Here is a 17,578-nt window from a genome sequence, read left to right as displayed (position 1 = left end):
TTTTATGCGGTCTATCCTGTGGGCTTGTTTGCTATTATCGACTCATGATTGAATTTGAAATTTCAAGCACGACCGTATCATGTTTATAGGTGGTAACAACCATCGGCAGGCCTCCAGCCTTCAAAACTTATGCAGACGTTTGATTTTCGTATCGTTTAAGCCAGAGGAAAAAGCAGATGTTTAATAAGATGCCCACTGCGGTGGAGGTGGGTGCGGACAGACCGATCATCGTCAGGCTGGCGTTGGGCTGGATACTCATAATATACGCCATGGGGAGACGCACCAGCAGAGTCTGCACCAGCCCCTGTACCATGACCCAGAGGGTTTTGTCGTTGCCATTGAAGTAACCTACCATGCTGAACAGGATGGCAGTGGCGATGGTCTCGGGCGCAAAGCCCTTGAGGTAGGCGTAGCCGTTGGCAATAACCGCGGCATCTGCCGTAAACAGACCGGAGAGAACGTCACCCTTGCACCACACCAGTGCAAATACGACGCAGCCGAACACCAGACCGATGCCAATGCCGGTGAGCATGGACTGCTCGGCGCGTTTTTTATTGCCAGCACCCACGTTCTGGGACACAAAGGATGCCATGGACTGCATCAGAGAACTGGGGATCAGCATGGCAAAATTAACGATCTTGCACGCCACACCGTAGCCGGAAGATGCCTCCAGCCCCAACCGGTTGACGAAGGCGCAGAGCGCCAGAAAGGAAAGCTGGGTCAAAAACTCCTGCAAAGCCAGCGGCAGACCGATGCCCAGAAATTTTTTGCACTGGGGGTTCGGCTTGAAATCAGAGCGATGGATTTTGAAGGGCAGCTCCTTCTTCAGCAGCATTGCGATTGCACAGATTACGCTGACGGCTTGTGCTGCTACCGTAGCAATGGCGGCACCGGCAGCATCCAGATGAAAACCAGCCACCAGCACCAGATCGCCAATAACATTCACAATGCACGCCACCAGCACAAAGATCAGCGGAGAGCGGCTGTCGCCCAGACCGCGGAAAAGAGCCGAGAGCATATTATAGGCTACAATAAAGAAGATGCCGCTGCCGCAAATGCGCACATAGCTGGCGGTCAGGTCCAGGGCTTCGGCAGGAGCCTGCATCAGACTGGCAATAAACCGTGCAAAAAACACCAGCACCACGAACAGTGCAGCTGCCAGAAGGGTGAACACAATAGCTGCCCCGCCAATGACTTGCCCGATGTACTGCGGTCGTTTTTCGCCCAGATAGCGGGCAATGAGCACTGTGACGCCCATGGCAAGCTGGGTGACAACAAAGGTGACGAGGTTGAGTACCTGACTACCGGTGGAAACCGCAGACAAGCCTGAAGTGGAGCCAAAGCGCCCCACTACCAGAAGATCTACTGCGCCGTAAGCGGCCTGCAGCACCAGCGCACCCAGAATGGGCAGCATGAAAAAGGCGAGCTTTGGCAAAATGCGGCCTTGGGTAAAATCGGTCTTATCGTTTTTCAAGAGAATCTTTCCTTTCGCACATAATAGCATAGAATTTTTCCAGCGTTTGGATGGTGCACGCTGCATCCTCCTCGGAAATGCCGTCCAGATACGGGAGCAGTTGCGAGAAGTAGTCCGTATTGTACTTCTGGGAAAGCGCTTGCCCGCTCTCGGTGAGGAACAGATAGGTCACGCGGCCATCTTCAGCGGACACCTGTTTTCTCAGATACCCTTTGTGCTCCATCTCTTTTACGGTACGGGTCACACCGGGGCGGGGCAGATTCAGCGCATCGCTGAGATCAGAGATCTTCGGCCAGATGCCACGGGTCTGCAATTTCTGAATAACATCCAGACACTGGATATAGGAGGATGTCACACCCTCCGGCAGGGCAGGCAGCATCTCCCGTGCCCGCTTTGCCAGATAGCAGGCATCCAGCAGCTGCTTGATCAGTTCGATGGTCATAATGAAATTCCTCTCCAAACGATTATCGAAGGTAATTAACATTGATAATTATATAGAACTACCCGGGAATGTCAAGTCTTTTTGAAAAATCGGAGATGTCGGCAGCTTTGAGGCATCTGCTTCCGGCATACCATTCTAGAGGGTGTTTGAGCGAATACAGTCTGAACCATGGATTAGAAGATCAAATACAAAACAAAAACAGGGTGCGTCCCTGAATAGGACGCACCCTGCCAGCGTAATTCACGATTTGATTCGTTGGCAACAACCGTGAATTGCATATCGCAAACAGGTCGTTGAGAATTGCTCTGCTTGTAAAACTTGCGATTAAAGCCACAGATAACAGCGATATGTACAACAGGGCGTTCCCCGTCGGGAACGCTCTGCTTTTCTTTGCTGGGGGCATGATGAGCCTGCTCCGCCTGCCATGCAGCAAACTCCCGCTGTCCTACCTCGCTGTTCCAGCAGGCAAGGATGGCCGGGTAGAATGCCCGTGCCAGACGGTCAATGACTTCATCGGGATAAGGGGAAGTGTTTGTGGACTTTTTCTTTTTGTTCAAACGCACGCTCCTTTGATCGTCCCACCGTGGCAAAGCCGGGCGAGAAAATCAAAGTCCAATTTTTATCAGGCGCAAGGGCGCGGATGCTTTCCGCCCTGCACTTGCGGCTGGTGGCTCGTTGATGGCTTACAAGTGCCTGTCGTTATGCGATTTCTTTCTCGTTCAGCATTTCTTCAAACTGTGCCATATACGCCTTGTGCTGCTTGAGGATTTTTAGTGTTTCAGTTTTGGCGTAGGAATCGTCCGGTAGCTTAGGCAAGTATCTCATCAAAAAATCAAAGTCCTGCTGAATCCGCCGGACAGCGACTTCCAGTGCAGAATAGTTGATTCCGTAGATTCGTTTCTGCGGAGCAGGGCGGTCCTCCGGGTGCAGAATCTCGTGCACGATCTGCTTGCGATTCGGAAAATCGGCTCTGGCAAGGCGGTGCATATCGGCATCACGGACTTTGAACTGCCCGGACAAGATTTTCTCCTGCATACCGGGTATCATCTGATCCATGATTTGAACGCCTCGCATGAACTTTTCAGAACGGGCAACATAGGATTCGCTGACATTGTGTTGCTCCGCAATCTGCTTACGGACGCTGTTTTCCGTAGCAGTGGGAGGAATTGTGTCATTTTGACACAATTCCTCTTGAACAGCTTCCTGCGTGGCTGTCGTGTACTGATTGTTGCCGTTTCCACCGGGCTTCCGATGCTCGATGCTGTACTGCTTTCCAACAAGGAACTTCTTCTGCTCCGGCGTGAGGTTGCGCCGCCCCAACTGGTTTTTGCAGATCCATGCGAGAACTTCTTCCCGGCTTTCAAAGGGGAGCGGCATGGTGGAGAAAGAGATTTCGGGATGCTCCTGAACGATTTTATAACGATTGTGACCATCAACAAGGGTGTTACCCCAAACGATCAAAGGAGAAATCAGCTTGCCCTCTTTGAGGATATTTTCTTCAAGCTGCTTGTACTCATCGTCCGTCAGCGGCGGGATCTGATTCTGGAACTCCGGGTCAATTTTCAGATTGATCATACGCACACTCCTTTATCTCTCCTGCTGCGCCGGTTCTTCCTCCCGGAAAAAGGACGCAACATTCTGCTTTGCGGTTTTCAGTTTGAGCAGTTCTTCCTTGGTTTCCTTGTACTGCTCGTAGAACTTCGCCTTTTCGGATGCCAGCTGCGCATACTCGGCTTCCAGTTTCTTCGGGCTGGGCAGCTTTGTGATGCTGTTTGCCTTGAAATAAGCTGCTGCCGCCCGGTACCCTGTCAGCTCTGCACGGTGCTGTTCTTCAAAGGCTGCGGAGCAATCTTTTTGGTATTTCTATAAATAATAATCAAGAGGGCGACAGCTTCTGTTGTCGCCCTCTTGATTATTATTTATTGTTCCCACGTTTTGGCTTTTTGTCGGACATTTATAATTTGGAGCTGGTATAGAATGCTGGGAATTGCAGAAACCAATGAAAAAATACCCAAGACAATAGAATGCTTGATAATGGCAAACAGTGCAAATAGGAGCAGCAGGAATAGCCATGGGTTACGCAAATTGCGGTAGTATTTTTCTTTGTCGGCGTAAGAAGTATGAAGTTCAAAAGGCTTTCCGTCGTTTGATTTTTCTACAATCAATAGTTCCCTGTTAAAAGTTGTTGCGTTTGTTGCAATACGACCGCCCATTTCCGCCCATGGACGCAATCGAACTTTTCCGACAGAATAGTTTAGATTGATATTCTTGAAAAATACCTTGTAGCCCATATCCTTCAAAAAATCAGCGTAGTCCGTTGCATTCTCTTTTGATTTTTCTCCGATAAACTCTACACAATAGGTCACTTCATCAGGACGGCATTCTTCAAATTCATAGAGCACCCTCCCTGTCCGGACAAGTCGATAGCCTTTTTCGGACATTTTGTTTAACCATTTTGCCTGTGCATTTAGTAATCCACCAAAGAAGCGATAACATTTTTTACTCATAAGGCACTCCAATAATTTCACTTGCAATGCTTACAAGTTCGGTTAGTCTTGCAAGCTCTTTTTCTGCAATTTCTTTTCCCTGTGCTGTAATGTGGTATTCTTTTTTTCTTCCCTCACTATCGCCATAAGGTTCAATCCACTTCTTGTCCTGCAAAGAGTTTAATGCTCCATATAAAGTGCCTGCGCCTAGGGAAAGCCGTCCGTCTGTTTTTTCTTCAATAAACTGCATAACAGCGTATCCGTGTTTTGGCGTATAAAGAGAAAGCAAAATATAAAAGGTGACTTCTGTAAGCGCACCACCTTTTGCATTATCGCGCATGGTTTGCCTCCTTGTTACGGTTACTGTAATAAATATATCACTAACCGTAATATTCGTCAAGCAGATTCATGAAAATTATTTAATGGGTGTGTGAAAGAAGAACGGTCTGCTCTCTATTTGTTTTGTTGTTCGGCGTGTCGTGGTGCTGGGAATTGCTAGGGGTCGGTTGAACATTCGTTTTGGTCATTGTACCTCCTGTCTGTTCGATAACTCCTCGGTGAAGTTATGTAAAGCACGACACGCCGTTGCTGTTCGCGCCGTCAGGTGCGAACCATGAGCAGGGTTTGGGGTGGGACCGCGTTTGCGTAGCGCAGCGCAGCAATGAAAGCCCCAGTGGGGCTTTTAAGCGGCAGCGCGGTCTGCGACAGCAGATGGAGGGGCGTTGCCCCAACAAGCGCTACCCCAACAAGATCACTTCGGAAATGCAGGTGCATTGCAGAAGTGAAGTCCCGGATGGACAGGAAATTTTCAAGAATTGAAAATTTGTGGCCACGGGACGGTTCTTGCCCTCTACCGCTGCGCTCAAAACGCATTTTCAACAAATGTTTCCGAATTGTTAAGACGCAAAAAATAAGTAGCGGGGCTCTGCTCATATGATGGGGTCATCGGTCACACCGAACGCAGTTCCTGCCCCTGTTTTGCAGCGGCGTTGACGAAAAGTCGGTATCACGTCCGGTCGGCTCATGAAATTTTCAAGGTGCAATCTTCCCTGAAAAAGAAAAATACCGCCCACGCAGCGCAGCGATGATTTTGTCGGGTGAATCGGCGGCAAAATGAATCGGGTGTGTTGCGGGGCGGTAGCTTCTTTCGTGGATTTTTCCTCACTGAAGTGGTGGGTCTCACGGTGATAACCAACCACTTTTGCAGAAGATTTGCAATCAATCTACAAGTTCAGTGGGATTTGTGATAGAGAATATCATGGTTCGTAGAGTACGTCAAGATGATTCCGAAGAAATTATTTATGAATGGAGACAATAGTAAGACTTCTATTATGAATATGATACACTTTATATCATGAAAGAATTTAAGCTGCACAAAGATGATTCAAGCTGATGTGCAATATGCACAATAAGTTTTCTGCATCAAAATACAGATGTGGTCATTTAGCTCTTTTACCAGACAACTTTTTTTGTAAAATAAAAAAATTTGTTGACTTGAAATTGCTTGAAATGTTATCTTGTTGGTAACAAAAGCACGGTGAAGTGCTTGCTACCACACGAAAAGGCAAAACAAAAAAGGAGAGTAAAATGATGAAAAAGCGTATTGCGGCGTTGGTCACCGCCGGTGTCCTTGCTTTGTCGATGCTTACCGGCTGCGGAAGCAAACAGGAGAGCTGGAAAGTTACCTGCCCGTGGGCACCGTCTGGTGTAGCAGCGATGGTCAGCCAAAAGGCTGCTGCCAAGTCCCCTGATTATTCTGATAATAAAATCACACTGGTTGCTGAAGCCGTCAAGGGCGATGCTGCTACTGTCAACACTTGGGTGTCCAGTACTAAGGCAAATGATAAGGAACTGGTCTTCGCCGGTGAGGGTTTGTTCGCCATTACCGAGACTCTGGATCCGGCCAAGCTGCAGTTCAGCTACGACGATTTCGAGTTCGTGGAGAACTTGTACTCCTCCGTCTTCGTCCTGTCCGCTGATTCTTCACTGAACCTCAAGAATCTGGACGATCTGGAGGCCTATGTCAAGGCAGGCAACCCCGTATCCGTGGCCGTTAACGGCGCTACCGGCTCCGAGGCTTTCCTGGCAGCGGCTCTGTTCGGCTCTATGGGTGCCGGCGACCAGCTGAAACTGACTCCGTACCAGTCCGCTGCGGAGGCTGCACAGGCTGTGGCAAAGGGCGAGACGAACTTTGCAGTCTCGCATCAGTCCCAGATCCTCGAGACCTACCAGCAGGGCGGCGTTGACGTGGTCTGCGCATTCGACGACAAGGCCATCGAAAACGGCCCCTTCGCAGGCGTTGAGGGCGTTGGCTCCAAGGGCTACCCCTACTTCCGCAACCGCTGCTTCGTCATGGCTCGCAAAGGTACTGACGCCGCAAAGGTTGCCGAGCTGAAAGAGCTGTATGATAAGATCCTCGCCGATGATGAGATGGTCGAGTGGCTGAACGACACCATGCTGCTGGAAGTCGATACCATGACCGAGGACGATGTGAAGGCTCACATTGAGAACGTCAAGAGCATCGTCGAGCAGTATAAGGACATCGTGGCGGGCTGATAACAGGCCCTCATAGCGAAAAAAGCTGAAGCAGGGGAAGGGGATGACACCGTCCCCTGCTTTTATATTTAAAAAGGAGTGGAAACAGGTGAAAAATCTGATAGAACGCATCGAAGCAAGACTGGATGACTGGGGCGCGAAGCTCGAGAAGAAGAACATCGAGTACCCTGTTGATTTGATCTGCGGCATTCTGTTTCTGGTCATCGGCATTGTACTGCTGCTCATCATGCCCCGGCAGGTGCAGATTTCGGAAAAGGACGTTGTGAACGGCCGCGCCTTCCCGACGATGCTGGTCTGGCTCATGCTGGCCATGAGCGCCCTTCTGGTGGGCCGGGAGGTATACAATATGGTGATGCACCGTCCGGTCAAAACGAAGACGCTGAATCTTCTGGTGGAAGCAAAAGCTCTGGTCATCGTCCTCATTCTGGTGGTCACCTATCTGCTGGCGGAGATCACAGGTCTGTTCGTGGTGGGTGCCGTGTTCTGCGCGCTGGCCTTCCTGCTGTTTTTCCGCTGCAAGAAGCCCCTCTACTATGCCATCACCGTCTCGATGGCGGTGCTGATCTGGGTCGTGTTCCACTTCGTGCTGAATGTTAGTTTCTGAGGAGGCAGAATATGGGTTTGTTTGATTTTATCGGCCCGGCCTCCGGGCTGCTTTTTACCCTTGAAAATATCATATGGATCAACCTCGGCGTCTTCATCGGCTGCGTATTTGCCGCCATTCCTGGCCTGAGTGTCATCCTCTGCATCATCCTGTTTCTGCCTGTTACCTACACCATGAAGGCCATTCCCGGCATGATGTTCCTTCTGGGTATCTACTGTGCGGGTGGATACGGCGGCTCGGTGTCGGCCATCCTCATCAACACCCCGGGCACGCCCCACGCGGCGGCTACTATGCTGGACGGTCATCCACTGTCCAAGATGGGCCGCACCAAGGCGGCTCTTAAAATCGCGCTGTATGCCTCCACCTTCGGTGGCATCTTCTCTGCACTGGTGCTGCTCTTCCTCGGCCCGCAGGTGGCCAAAATTTCGGCACAGCTGGGCACGGCGGAGTACTTCATGGTCTGCCTGTTCGGCATGACCATCATCGCAGGCGTTTCGGGCAAGAGCCTCGTCAAGGGCATCATCGCCGCTTGCCTCGGCCTGCTCATCTCCTGCGTGGGTGCAGACCCCATGACCAGCTATGACCGCTTTACCTTCGGCGTCCACCGCCTGTATCTGGGCCTCGATCTTGCCGTTACCCTCATCGGCCTGTTCGCACTGGTGGAGATCATCGGCAAGGCGGAGCTGAAGCGGAGCGAGCTGAACCTCCGCGCCGGAAAGATCGGCAACGACGACGGCAAGATTACAAAGGATGAGTACAAGCGGATGCTCCGCCCGGTGCTCATCGGCTCTCTCATCGGCTCTTGCGTGGGCATCGTGCCCGGCACCGGTGCATCGGAGGCCTCTTGGTTCTCCTACAACACTGCAAAGAATATGTCCAAACACCCGGAAGAGTTCGGCCACGGTTCTGTGGAGGGCGTTGCGGCGGCGGAGTCGGCCAACAACGCTGTCTGCGGTGCGACCCTCATCCCCCTGCTGACGCTGGGCATCCCCGGCGACGGCTGCGTGGCCATTATGCTGTCCGCTCTGATGATCAACGGCCTGAACCCCGGCCTCTCGCTCTTTACCACGGATGGTGCGATCATGTACGCCATCATGCTGGGTCTTATCCTTGTGAACATCTTCATGTTCCTGCAGGGCAAGTACCTGACCAGCCTGTTTGCAAAGGTCGTCTCCATCCCCCAGCAGATCCTGACCCCTATCATCGTCATCTTCTGCTTTGCCGGTGCTTACTCGGTGAACAGCAGCTATTTCGACCTGAGCGTTGCGCTGGTGTTCGGCGTGATGGCGTGGTTCATGCGCAAGCTGGAGCTGCCTGCTGTCCCTGTGCTGCTGGGCATGGTGCTGGGCAATATGACGGAGACCAATTTCCGCCGCGCCCTGCTCATCTCGGATGGAAGCCCCAGAATTTTCGTCAGTAGTGTGTACTGCTGGATCTTCATTGCGCTGATCGTGGTGGTCATTCTCGGCATTCTGCGCGGCAAGATGAAGGAAGCAAAGAACACCAAAGCAGAACAGTAAAGGAAGGTAAAACCATGGCATATAATATCATTTTCTATTTCAGTGACCAGCAGCGCTGGGACACCTGCGGCTGCTTCGGCCAGCCACTGAATATCACGCCTAATCTGGACAAGCTGGCGGCAGAGGGTGTGAAGTTTGACAATGCCTTTTCGCCTCAGCCGGTGTGCGGCCCCTGCCGTGCTCTGTTCCAGACCGGCAAATATCCCACCGAGACCGGTTGCTTCCGCAATAATCTGATGCTGCCCTCCAACATCAAGACGCTGGGCGAGTACATGGAAAAGGATGCCGGCTACGAGACGGCCTACATCGGCAAGTGGCATCTGGCATCGGACGGTGAACTGGAGAAAAAGCCCACCGTTGACCACACCATCACCGCTGTTCCGCTGGAGCTGCGCGGTGGCTATACCGGTTACTGGCGTGCTGCGGATGTGCTGGAGTTCACCTCCCACGGCTACGATGGCTATGTGTTTGATGAGAACAACAACCGCATCGATTTCAAGGGCTACCGTGCCGACTGCATTAACCAGTTTGCGCTGGACTATCTTGACCAGTATGCCGGCGAAAAGCCCTTCTTCATGACCGTGTCGCAGATCGAGCCGCACCATCAGAACGACCATAATCACTACGAAGGCCCCAACGGTTCCAAGCAGCGATTCGCAGATTTTGTTCTGCCGGAAGATCTGAAGGCTCTGGGTGGAAACGCAGCGGAAGAGTACCCGGATTATCTGGGCCAGTGTGCCAGCCTTGATGAAAACCTTGGTAAGCTGGTGTCAAAGCTGAAAGAAAAAGGCCTGTATGATAATACAGTTATCCTCTATGCTTCCGACCATGGCTCTCACTTCAAGACCCGCAACCGTGACGCGCACCTGAACGGCTATGATGATTACAAGCGCTCCTGCCATGACGGTTGCCTGCATGTGCCGCTGGTCATCTGTGGCGGCCCGTTCAAGGGTGGCAAGGAGATCACCGACCTGGTCAGCACCGAAAGCATTCCCAAAACTCTGCTGGCTCTGGCAGGCGTGGATGTCGGTGATAAGATGATCGGTGAAAATCTGCTTGACGTTGTGGAAAAGAAAAACCATAATAGAGTCAATGAGGTCTATGCACAGATTTCGGAAAGCCGTTGCGGACGCTGCATCCGTACTGCAGATTATATGTATTCTGTCTATGCACCCGGCGTCAACGGCGGCGAGGCTGCGGCATCCGATGTTTATGCAGACGACTTCCTTTACGATATGCAGAAAGACCCGTGGCAGCTGAACAATGTGGTCGCGGATCCTGCATATGCTGCGGTCAAGGCGGAACTTCGTGAACGTCTGCTGAATTGGATTCAGCACGCGGAAGGCAGCCGCCCCACTATCACCGACTGAAAAGGAGCGCTTGCCCATGCTCTCGGCTGTTGAGAAAAAATCCGATCAGGTTTATCGCTGGCTTCTGGCTTATATTGACGAAAACAAATTTTCCGGGAACCAGCGTTTGCCTTCGGAAAATGCGCTCTGCCGGAAGCTGGGTGTCAGCCGAGAAACGATACGAGTGGCCATCGACCAGTTGGTAGCAGAAGGACTCGTGTACAAGCTCAAGGGAAGTGGGACTTATTTCCACCGGGAAAAAGTAATGACGCGGGATTTGAACACAGATGATGCCCTTTATAAAATCGGCCTTGTCCTGCAGGGACAGGATACAAGTGCCAATTCGGGATTAATCGAAGGGGTTCGCAGTGTTCTGACGCAGGAGCAGGTTGACCTCCATGTATTTCTGACCGATAACAAATTCTGCAACGAACGCCGTTGTCTGGAGACTGTGGTACATCAGAATTTTCACGGTTTCATCGTGGATGGTGTCAAATCGAGCATCCTCAGCCCAAATCTTGACTGCTACAAGGAGCTTTACCGACGTAAGATCCCGGTGATATTCTACAACAACTTCTATCGGAACTTGCGCTGCCCCCGCGTAACGATCAATGACATCGAATGTGCCCATCAGCTGATAGGACGCCTGATGGATGCCGGACACAGCCACATTGCAGGCATCTTCGTGTACGACAACTACCAGAGCGTAGAAAAGTTTCAAGGCATGGCGGAAGCGATGCGAAATCGTGGTTTGGAACTGAACGATGATTACATCAAGTGGTGTATTTCGGACGAAGCCCACAACGAAAGCTATGTCCGTTCCATTGAAAGATTTCTGAAGAGCATCCCTAAATGCACCGCTATCGTCTGCTGCAACTACATCATCTATCGGCTGGTCATGAAAACCCTGCAGAAAATGGGGAAGACTGTACCCGAAGATTATTCGCTGGTCTGTTTTGATTATTCCGAAGAAACTTATCGGCAGGAGGATGTTACCTGCTCCGTGGAGCAAGGCTTCGAGATGGGACGTCAGCTTGCGCTGCGGCTTATGGAGATGATTTCCACCGGCGAATGCGATGACCGGAACTACACTTATGTCATGAAGCCCATCCTCTACGATGGCCATTCCATCCGGAAGATCAAAAAGGTAAAATAAAGATTCTCCCGGAGGCAGTACTGCTCTCCGGGAGAATCTCTTTATCGGTTTTGTTGTGCCAGAAAATGTGTAGCAGTATGCAGGCGCGGAAGCACATAGGCAAAGAACTGCTTATACGCTGCGCAAAAGCGGTTGCTTCCAGAGGAATCCCAATCTCGCTTGCATCCGCCCCGACAGAGCAGCTGATAAGCACATGCTGCGCATTCCGCCGGGCGTTTGCGGCCCTGTGCCAGAAATGTCTGGCTTGTGGGAGAATCAAGCGCATCTTCAACGGTACAGTGGCTCAGATTTCCCAGCTTCCACTCATCCAGAACATAAAAGTCACAGGGATAAAGGCTTCCGTCACCTTCTACGGTAAGATAATGTCCACAGGAACCGGAAGAAGCGCAGGAGGTAGGCGGCATTCCCAGCAGGATACGCAGATAGTCCTCAAAATTGCGAACACTGATATAATTGCCTCGTTGCAGCTGCTGATACCAAGTATCAAAGACGCCGCACAGAAAACGACCATAAAGTTCCGGCGTTAGAGAATATGCCTGCCCTCCAATCGTATCAAGTGGGTCAAGACATGGGATGAATTGCAGATTGTGCTGTCCCAACTCGCAGAGGCTTTTGAAGGCTCGCTGCGGCTTTCTGGCCAGCTGTCCGGTCACAACACAGAGCAGATTCGTTTCGACCCTGTAGGCATCCAGCAGCGCAAGCGCATGAGTTACTTTATCCCATGTGCCCTGCCCAGCTGCGTCCAGCCGATAGAGATCATGGTTCTCCTGTGTGCCGTCCAGAGAGAGGCCTACGAGGAAAGAGTTGGCTTTGAAAAAGGAAGCCCACTCTTCATCCAGACAAATGCCATTGGTCTGGATGCTGTGGAACACAGAGATATTGCGCTGCATGGAACGCTCCGTTTCCAGAAAGAACCGGAAGAAATCCAACCCAGCAAGAGTCGGTTCGCCGCCCTGAAACAGAAAATGGACGCTGCCGCCTTCCTCTGTGGTTGCAAAAGCCTTTTCAACCAGTTCTCCTGCCATTTCATGGGAAAGCAGTCCCATATTTTTGCAGGCTCGGCTGTTGGAAACATCGTCATAAAAGCAGTACCGGCAACGCAGATTGCACAGGCTGGACGCTGGCTTGACGAGAAATGTATTATGTTTCATAGAGATTCCCTCCGTGCTTCGCAGTTCTTAAAACAAGGATACCGGAAAATACGGGCTTTCGCAAGCAGTAACAGTTAAAAGCTGTTTGAAATAGTAAGAAAACAAATATAGTTGTCCGAAAATCAAAAAAGGAGAAGAAAACTTGTATGGATGAAAATAAAACATACGGTACACGGTTAGCACGGCTTTGGAAGCTGTTTTTGAGTACGCTGTACATTAGCAGCTTTACCTTCGGCGGCGGCTTTGTCATCGTGACCTTTATGAAGAAAAAATTTGTAGATGAGCTGCACTGGATCGATGAACAGGAAATGCTGGATATGACAGCGTTGGCGCAGTCCTCTCCGGGCGCAATCGCGGTCAATGCTGCAATTCTGGTAGGCTGGCAGGTAGAAGGCTTGATTGGAATGATCGTGGCAGTGTTGGGCACCATCATCCCACCTATGGTCATTCTTTCAGTCATTTCTGTGTTCTACAATGCTTTTGCCACCAATCGCTATATCGCGTTGTTACTCAAGGGAATGCAGGCTGGTGTGGCGGCGGTCATTCTGGATGTTGTATTCGACCTCGGCGGCAAGGTGCTGAAGACCCGCTCATGGGTGTATATTGCCCTGATGGTCGCAGCGTTTGTCGCAAATACGGTGTTTGATGTCAATGTGGTGGTGGTCATCCTTGCCGCTGCAGTATTCGGCGTGGTGCTGGCTCTGGTCCAGTGGAAAAAAGGTGGTGCAAAATGATCTACTTACAGCTTTTTCTCAGCTTTTTGCAGGTGGGTATGTTCAGCGTAGGCGGCGGCTATGCGGCCATGCCGCTGATCCAGAGCCAAGTGGTGGAACAACATGGCTGGCTGACGATGCAGGAGTTTACTGACCTCATCACGATTGCAGAAATGACCCCTGGTCCCATTGCGGTCAACTCGGCAACTTTTGTTGGTTTGCGTATCGCGCAGGTACCCGGAGCCATCATTGCAACACTAGGTTGCATTACACCGGCGCTGTTCTTTGTTTCACTTCTATCCTACATCTATCGTAAATACAAGGATATTTCTCTGCTGCAAAGTGTTCTGACCTGCCTGCGTCCGGTCATTGTAGCGCTTATCTTTGGTGCAGGTCTTTCTATACTGTCTATGGTGGTGTTCGGAGAGAGTGCAAAGACGCTCGCCAACGTAGACTGGATCGGCATCGGCAGTTTTGCATCGGCATTTTTTGTCCTACGGAAGCTCAAGTGGAATCCCATCCTGACCATGTGCCTGTGCGGCGTGGCCGGGCTTGGACTTCACATTTTGCTCGGAATATAATCTTAAGACAATTTGTCTGTTGGAATCATGAAAATAAATCATTGGGCTTGCAATCAGGGCAAAACTGTGGTATATACATTATACGAAATATTGCTTTGATGAACGTATTACCGTTTAATGACGTATAAAATGGAGGTGCCCGCCATGACCGCCGTGATCTATGCTCGCTATTCCTCGGACAACCAGCGCGAAGAATCCATCGAAGGCCAGATCCGGGAATGCACGGCTTATGCCGAGAAAAACGGCATCACCATCGTCAAGCACTATATTGACCGTGCTATCTCCGCCAAGACGGACAACCGCCCGGAGTTCCAGCAGATGATTAAGGACAGCGACAAGAAGCTGTTTGACATTGTGCTGGTCTGGAAGCTGGACCGTTTTGCCCGGAACCGCTACGACAGTGCCCGGTATAAGACCCAACTGAAGAAGAACGGCGTCAAGCTCATGTCTGCCACCGAGATCATCTCCGAGGGGCCGGAGGGCATCATTCTGGAATCGGTGCTGGAAGGTTATGCCGAGTATTATTCCGCTGACCTTGCCGAGAAGGTCGTGCGTGGACAGACCGAGAACATCCTGAAAGGACGCTGCAACGGTGGTCGTGGAACCTTTGGTTACACGCTGGATTCGGAACGGAAGTTCCATATTGACCCTCTCACCTCGCCTTTTGTGCTGGAATCGTTCAAGAAGTACAATGAAGGCTCCACCATGAAGGAGATCCGGGACTGGCTGAACGAAAACGGCATCAAGAACCCGGTGGGCGGTGCGTTTACCTATAACAGCGTCGAACATATGCTCAAAAACCGGCGGTACATCGGAGAACTGAAATTCCGGGATGTGGTCGTACCGGATGCTATCCCGCCCATCATTCCGCTGGAACTGTTTGAGGATGTGCAGGAGAAAATCGCCAAAAACAAGAAAGCCCCTGCCCGTAGAAAGGCAGAGGATGACTACCTGCTCACCACCAAGCTGTTCTGCGGCTACTGTGGGGCGTTGATGTTTGGCGAAAGCGGCACGAGCCGGACGGGTGAAGTCCACCGCTACTATAAATGTGCCACTGCCAAAAAGCACAAGGGCTGCAAGAAAAAGACCGTCCGTAAACAGTGGCTGGAAGATCTGGTGGTCAACCAGACGATGCAGCTTGTCAAAGACGATGCCGCCATGGAATCTATCATCGCCAAGGTGATGGAACTGCAAAACAAGGAGAACACCAACATTCCCCTCTATGAGAAACAGCTTCGGGATGCTGAATCTGGTATCCAGAATATGCTCAATGCGATTCAGGCCGGTATCCTGACCAGCTCCACCAAGGAGCGGCTGGAGCAGCTGGAAGAAACCAAGCGTGAGCTTGAAGCCCGCATTGCAGAAGAGAAGCTGGCAAAGCCCAAGGTCACGGAGGAGTTCATCCGGTTCTGGCTGCTGCGGTTCCGTAAACTGGACATGAGCCTGAAAGACCAGCGGCAGGCGCTGGTGGATACCTTCATCAATGCGATTTATCTGTACGATGATAAGGTTTTGATAACCTTCAACTATAAAGAAGGAACACAGACCGTGACTTTTGGAGAAGCGGCAGAAGCCGCATCAAAGGGAAATGGTTCGGATTTGGATTGCTTTACTGCACCAAGAAAAACCAGTACACAATGTGTACTGGTTTTTCTTTTTCGGTGCGGAAGAGGACTTGAACAGGGCGGCGGCGCACAGCGCCGTAAGCAAAGCCACAGTGCGGCTTTGCTTAGCCCGCGGTTCCCAACGCGTAGGAATGCCTACCGGGAGACAGACGGTCTACTGTCTTTTTTGTTTTACACGGCAGTTTCCCTTTAGCAGTAACCGCGGATAAGAGGACTTGAACAGCACGGCCCCACCGCAGGCGGGGCAACAAAAGCCCCAGTGGGGCTTTTGTTAGTGCGCGGTTCCCAACCTGTAGGAATGTCTACCGGGAGGCAGACTGTCCACTGTCTTTTTTGTTTTACATGACCGTTTCCCTTTAGCTGCAACCGCGGATAAGAGGGCTTGAACAGGGCGGCGGCGCACAGCGGTCTGAACTGGATTATCTTATTTACAACGACCCTCTGGCGTATGCAGAACTGATTCTGAACGGCGAACCAGAGGAATATCTGCGGAATGTAGCAGGAAGTCACGGGCTAGAAGATTAAAGGCAAAACAAAAACAGGGTGCGCCCCGAAAGACGCACCCTGCCAAAATCCACATACGATAGCGATATGTACAACAGGGCGTTCCCCATCGGGAACGCTCTGTTTTTCTTTGCCGGAGATGTGAGCCTGTTCCGCCTGCCATGCGGCAAGCTCGCGTTTGCGCAGCGCAGCGGAGCAATGAAAGCCCCAGTGGGGCTTTTAAGCGACCGAACGGTCTTGTGCAAGCAAGATGGAGGGGCCTTGCCCCGACAAGTGACCGTTGTCCTTCCTCGCTGTTCCAGCAGGCAAGGATGGCCGGGTAGAATGCTCGTGCCAGACGGTCAATGACTTCATCAGGGTAAGGGGAAGTGTTTGTGGACTTTTTCTTTTTGTTCAAACGCACGCTCCTTTGATCGTCCCACCGCAGCAAAGCCGGGCGAGAAAATCAAAGTTCCATTTTTATCAGGCGCAAGGGTGCAGAAGTTTTCTGCCCTGCACTTGCGGCTGGTGGCTCGTTGATGTCTTACAAGTGCCTGTCGTTATGCGACTTTTTCGTCGTTCAGCATTTCTTCAAACTGTGCCATATACGCCTTGTGCTGCTTCAGGATCTTCGTGGTCTCCACTTTCACATAGGCATCATCAGGCACCTTGGGGAGATATTTCATCAGGAAATCAACATCCTGCTGGATTCGCCGGACGGCAGCTTCCAGTGCAGAATAGTTGATTCCGTAGATTCGTTTCTGCGGAGAAGGGCGGTCCTCCGGGTGCAGAATCTCGTGCACGATCTGCTTGCGATTCGGAAAATTGGCTCTGGCGAGGCGGTGCATATCGGCATCACGGACTTTGAACTGCCCGGACAGGATTTTCTCCTGCATACCGGGTATCATCTGCTCCAGGATATCCACACCCTTCATGAACTTTTCTGAGCGGACAACATAGGATTCGCTAACGTTGTTCCGCTCTGCAATCTGTTTGCGGGTGCTTGCTTCCGCAGAGGTGGGAGGAATTGTGTCAATTTGACACAATTCCTCCTGAACCGGTTCTTCGACAGTAACCGTATACTGGTTGTTGCCGTTTCCACCGGGTTTCCGATGCTCCACACTGTACTGCTTTCCAATGAGGAACTTCTTCTGCTCTGGCGTGAGGTTTCGCCGTCCCAACTGGTTCTTGCAGATCCAAGCGAGAACTTCTTCCCGGCTTTCAAACGGGAGCGGCATCGTGGAGAAAGAGATTTCGGGATGCTCCTGAACGATTTCATAACGATTATGACCATCAACAAGTGTGTTGTTCCACACGATCAAAGGAGAGAGCAGCTTGCCTTCTTTGAGGATATTTTCTTCAAGCTGCTTGTACTCATCGTCCGTCAGCGGCGGAATCTGATTCTGGAACTCCGGGTCGATTTTCAGATTGATCATAC

The 17,578-nt window shown here is 51.3% G+C and carries 16 protein-coding genes and 2 pseudogenes; 9 read left to right on the top strand and 9 right to left on the bottom strand.

The annotated features are described in order from the left end of the window. Positions 1-127: 127 nt before the first annotated feature. The 7 genes and pseudogenes from MTP41_RS05365 to MTP41_RS15635 form a co-directional block, all read right to left on the bottom strand. Positions 128-1,474, bottom strand: a complete 1,347-nt coding sequence (locus MTP41_RS05365; protein WP_249236371.1) for an MATE family efflux transporter — start codon at positions 1,472-1,474, stop codon at positions 128-130. After that, positions 1,461-1,916: a MarR family winged helix-turn-helix transcriptional regulator gene (locus MTP41_RS05360; protein ID WP_055190626.1), complete on the bottom strand. Its 456-nt coding sequence runs from the start codon at positions 1,914-1,916 to the stop codon at positions 1,461-1,463. Before MTP41_RS05360 ends, MTP41_RS05365 begins: the two co-directional genes overlap by 14 nt. A 173-nt stretch (positions 1,917-2,089) precedes the next feature. Next, on the bottom strand, positions 2,090-2,479 hold the full coding sequence (locus tag MTP41_RS05355) for a transposase (protein ID WP_249236370.1): 390 nt from the start codon (positions 2,477-2,479) through the stop codon (positions 2,090-2,092). Positions 2,480-2,615: 136 nt separating this feature from the next. Continuing rightward, the gene (locus MTP41_RS05350; RefSeq protein ID WP_249236369.1) at positions 2,616-3,491 is read right to left on the bottom strand and encodes a hypothetical protein; all 876 of its coding nucleotides are present in this window, start codon (positions 3,489-3,491) and stop codon (positions 2,616-2,618) included. Between the two features lie 344 nt (positions 3,492-3,835). After that, entirely contained in the window at positions 3,836-4,423 is a 588-nt protein-coding gene (locus MTP41_RS05345) for a DUF2812 domain-containing protein (RefSeq protein WP_249236368.1), read from the bottom strand. Then, entirely contained in the window at positions 4,416-4,742 is a 327-nt protein-coding gene (locus MTP41_RS05340; RefSeq protein ID WP_249236367.1) for a PadR family transcriptional regulator, read from the bottom strand. Before MTP41_RS05340 ends, MTP41_RS05345 begins: the two co-directional genes overlap by 8 nt. Before the next feature lie 115 nt (positions 4,743-4,857). Further along, a pseudogene (locus MTP41_RS15635) lies at positions 4,858-4,929 on the bottom strand (plasmid mobilization protein); the annotation flags it as partial. A 1,060-nt stretch (positions 4,930-5,989) separates the two neighbouring features. On the opposite strand from MTP41_RS15635, the gene MTP41_RS05335 reads away from it, so the two are divergent. The 5 genes from MTP41_RS05335 (at position 5,990) to MTP41_RS05315 (ending at position 11,587) form a co-directional block, all read left to right on the top strand. Then, positions 5,990-6,958 carry a tripartite tricarboxylate transporter substrate-binding protein gene (locus MTP41_RS05335; RefSeq protein WP_005941123.1) on the top strand — a complete coding sequence of 323 codons (969 nt, stop codon included), beginning with the start codon at positions 5,990-5,992 and terminating at the stop codon, positions 6,956-6,958. Between the two features lie 88 nt (positions 6,959-7,046). Next, positions 7,047-7,562 (top strand): tripartite tricarboxylate transporter TctB family protein, encoded by a 516-nt coding sequence (locus MTP41_RS05330; RefSeq protein ID WP_249236366.1) that lies wholly within the window; start codon positions 7,047-7,049, stop codon positions 7,560-7,562. A gap of 11 nt (positions 7,563-7,573) precedes the next feature. Beyond that, positions 7,574-9,082 (top strand): tripartite tricarboxylate transporter permease, encoded by a 1,509-nt coding sequence (locus MTP41_RS05325; RefSeq protein WP_118529302.1) that lies wholly within the window; start codon positions 7,574-7,576, stop codon positions 9,080-9,082. Positions 9,083-9,096: 14 nt separating this feature from the next. Beyond that, complete coding sequence (locus MTP41_RS05320; protein WP_117535515.1) at positions 9,097-10,452, top strand: sulfatase-like hydrolase/transferase; 1,356 nt, start codon at positions 9,097-9,099, stop codon at positions 10,450-10,452. A 16-nt stretch (positions 10,453-10,468) separates the two neighbouring features. After that, positions 10,469-11,587, top strand: coding sequence for a GntR family transcriptional regulator (locus MTP41_RS05315; protein WP_118529301.1), 1,119 nt, complete (start codon positions 10,469-10,471; stop codon positions 11,585-11,587). A gap of 41 nt (positions 11,588-11,628) precedes the next feature. On the opposite strand, the gene MTP41_RS05310 is transcribed toward MTP41_RS05315, so the two are convergent. After that, positions 11,629-12,738, bottom strand: a complete 1,110-nt coding sequence (locus tag MTP41_RS05310) for an anaerobic sulfatase maturase (RefSeq protein ID WP_249236365.1) — start codon at positions 12,736-12,738, stop codon at positions 11,629-11,631. A gap of 146 nt (positions 12,739-12,884) precedes the next feature. Here MTP41_RS05310 and MTP41_RS05305 point away from each other — a divergent pair, with 146 nt between their 5' ends. The 4 genes and pseudogenes from MTP41_RS05305 to MTP41_RS05290 all read left to right on the top strand — a co-directional run. After that, positions 12,885-13,472, top strand: coding sequence for a chromate transporter (locus MTP41_RS05305; RefSeq protein WP_005941143.1), 588 nt, complete (start codon positions 12,885-12,887; stop codon positions 13,470-13,472). Further along, entirely contained in the window at positions 13,469-14,032 is a 564-nt protein-coding gene (locus tag MTP41_RS05300) for a chromate transporter (RefSeq protein WP_097776428.1), read from the top strand. The genes MTP41_RS05305 and MTP41_RS05300 overlap by 4 nt, the downstream gene beginning before the upstream one ends. A 144-nt stretch (positions 14,033-14,176) precedes the next feature. Beyond that, positions 14,177-15,850 (top strand): recombinase family protein, encoded by a 1,674-nt coding sequence (locus MTP41_RS05295; protein ID WP_249236364.1) that lies wholly within the window; start codon positions 14,177-14,179, stop codon positions 15,848-15,850. 206 nt (positions 15,851-16,056) lie between these two features. Next, positions 16,057-16,182 (top strand): annotated as a pseudogene (locus tag MTP41_RS05290) (DUF6061 family protein); the annotation flags it as partial. Between the two features lie 518 nt (positions 16,183-16,700). Here the strand turns inward: MTP41_RS05290 and MTP41_RS05285 are convergent. Beyond that, the gene (locus MTP41_RS05285; RefSeq protein WP_097776429.1) at positions 16,701-17,576 is read right to left on the bottom strand and encodes a hypothetical protein; all 876 of its coding nucleotides are present in this window, start codon (positions 17,574-17,576) and stop codon (positions 16,701-16,703) included. Positions 17,577-17,578 lie beyond the last annotated feature (2 nt).

Origin of the sequence: Faecalibacterium sp. I4-3-84 (genome assembly GCF_023347255.1) — a bacterium.
Lineage (GTDB): Bacteria > Bacillota > Clostridia > Oscillospirales > Ruminococcaceae > Faecalibacterium > Faecalibacterium taiwanense.
This window is presented reverse-complemented; position numbering and strand designations above follow the sequence as displayed.

Bases quoted from the DNA above. Each gene is read 5' to 3' on its own strand.
- MTP41_RS05360 (WP_055190626.1), bottom strand. From the start codon at position 1,916: ATGACCATCGAACTGATCAAGCAGCTGCTGGATGCCTGCTATCTGGCA.
- MTP41_RS05350 (WP_249236369.1), bottom strand. From the start codon at position 3,491: ATGATCAATCTGAAAATTGACCCGGAGTTCCAGAATCAGATCCCGCCG.
- MTP41_RS05345 (WP_249236368.1), bottom strand. From the start codon at position 4,423: ATGAGTAAAAAATGTTATCGCTTCTTTGGTGGATTACTAAATGCACAG.
- MTP41_RS05340 (WP_249236367.1), bottom strand. From the start codon at position 4,742: ATGCGCGATAATGCAAAAGGTGGTGCGCTTACAGAAGTCACCTTTTAT.
- MTP41_RS05335 (WP_005941123.1), top strand. From the start codon at position 5,990: ATGATGAAAAAGCGTATTGCGGCGTTGGTCACCGCCGGTGTCCTTGCT.
- MTP41_RS05325 (WP_118529302.1), top strand. From the start codon at position 7,574: ATGGGTTTGTTTGATTTTATCGGCCCGGCCTCCGGGCTGCTTTTTACC.
- MTP41_RS05320 (WP_117535515.1), top strand. From the start codon at position 9,097: ATGGCATATAATATCATTTTCTATTTCAGTGACCAGCAGCGCTGGGAC.
- MTP41_RS05315 (WP_118529301.1), top strand. From the start codon at position 10,469: ATGCTCTCGGCTGTTGAGAAAAAATCCGATCAGGTTTATCGCTGGCTT.
- MTP41_RS05310 (WP_249236365.1), bottom strand. From the start codon at position 12,738: ATGAAACATAATACATTTCTCGTCAAGCCAGCGTCCAGCCTGTGCAAT.
- MTP41_RS05305 (WP_005941143.1), top strand. From the start codon at position 12,885: ATGGATGAAAATAAAACATACGGTACACGGTTAGCACGGCTTTGGAAG.
- MTP41_RS05300 (WP_097776428.1), top strand. From the start codon at position 13,469: ATGATCTACTTACAGCTTTTTCTCAGCTTTTTGCAGGTGGGTATGTTC.
- MTP41_RS05295 (WP_249236364.1), top strand. From the start codon at position 14,177: ATGACCGCCGTGATCTATGCTCGCTATTCCTCGGACAACCAGCGCGAA.
- MTP41_RS05285 (WP_097776429.1), bottom strand. From the start codon at position 17,576: ATGATCAATCTGAAAATCGACCCGGAGTTCCAGAATCAGATTCCGCCG.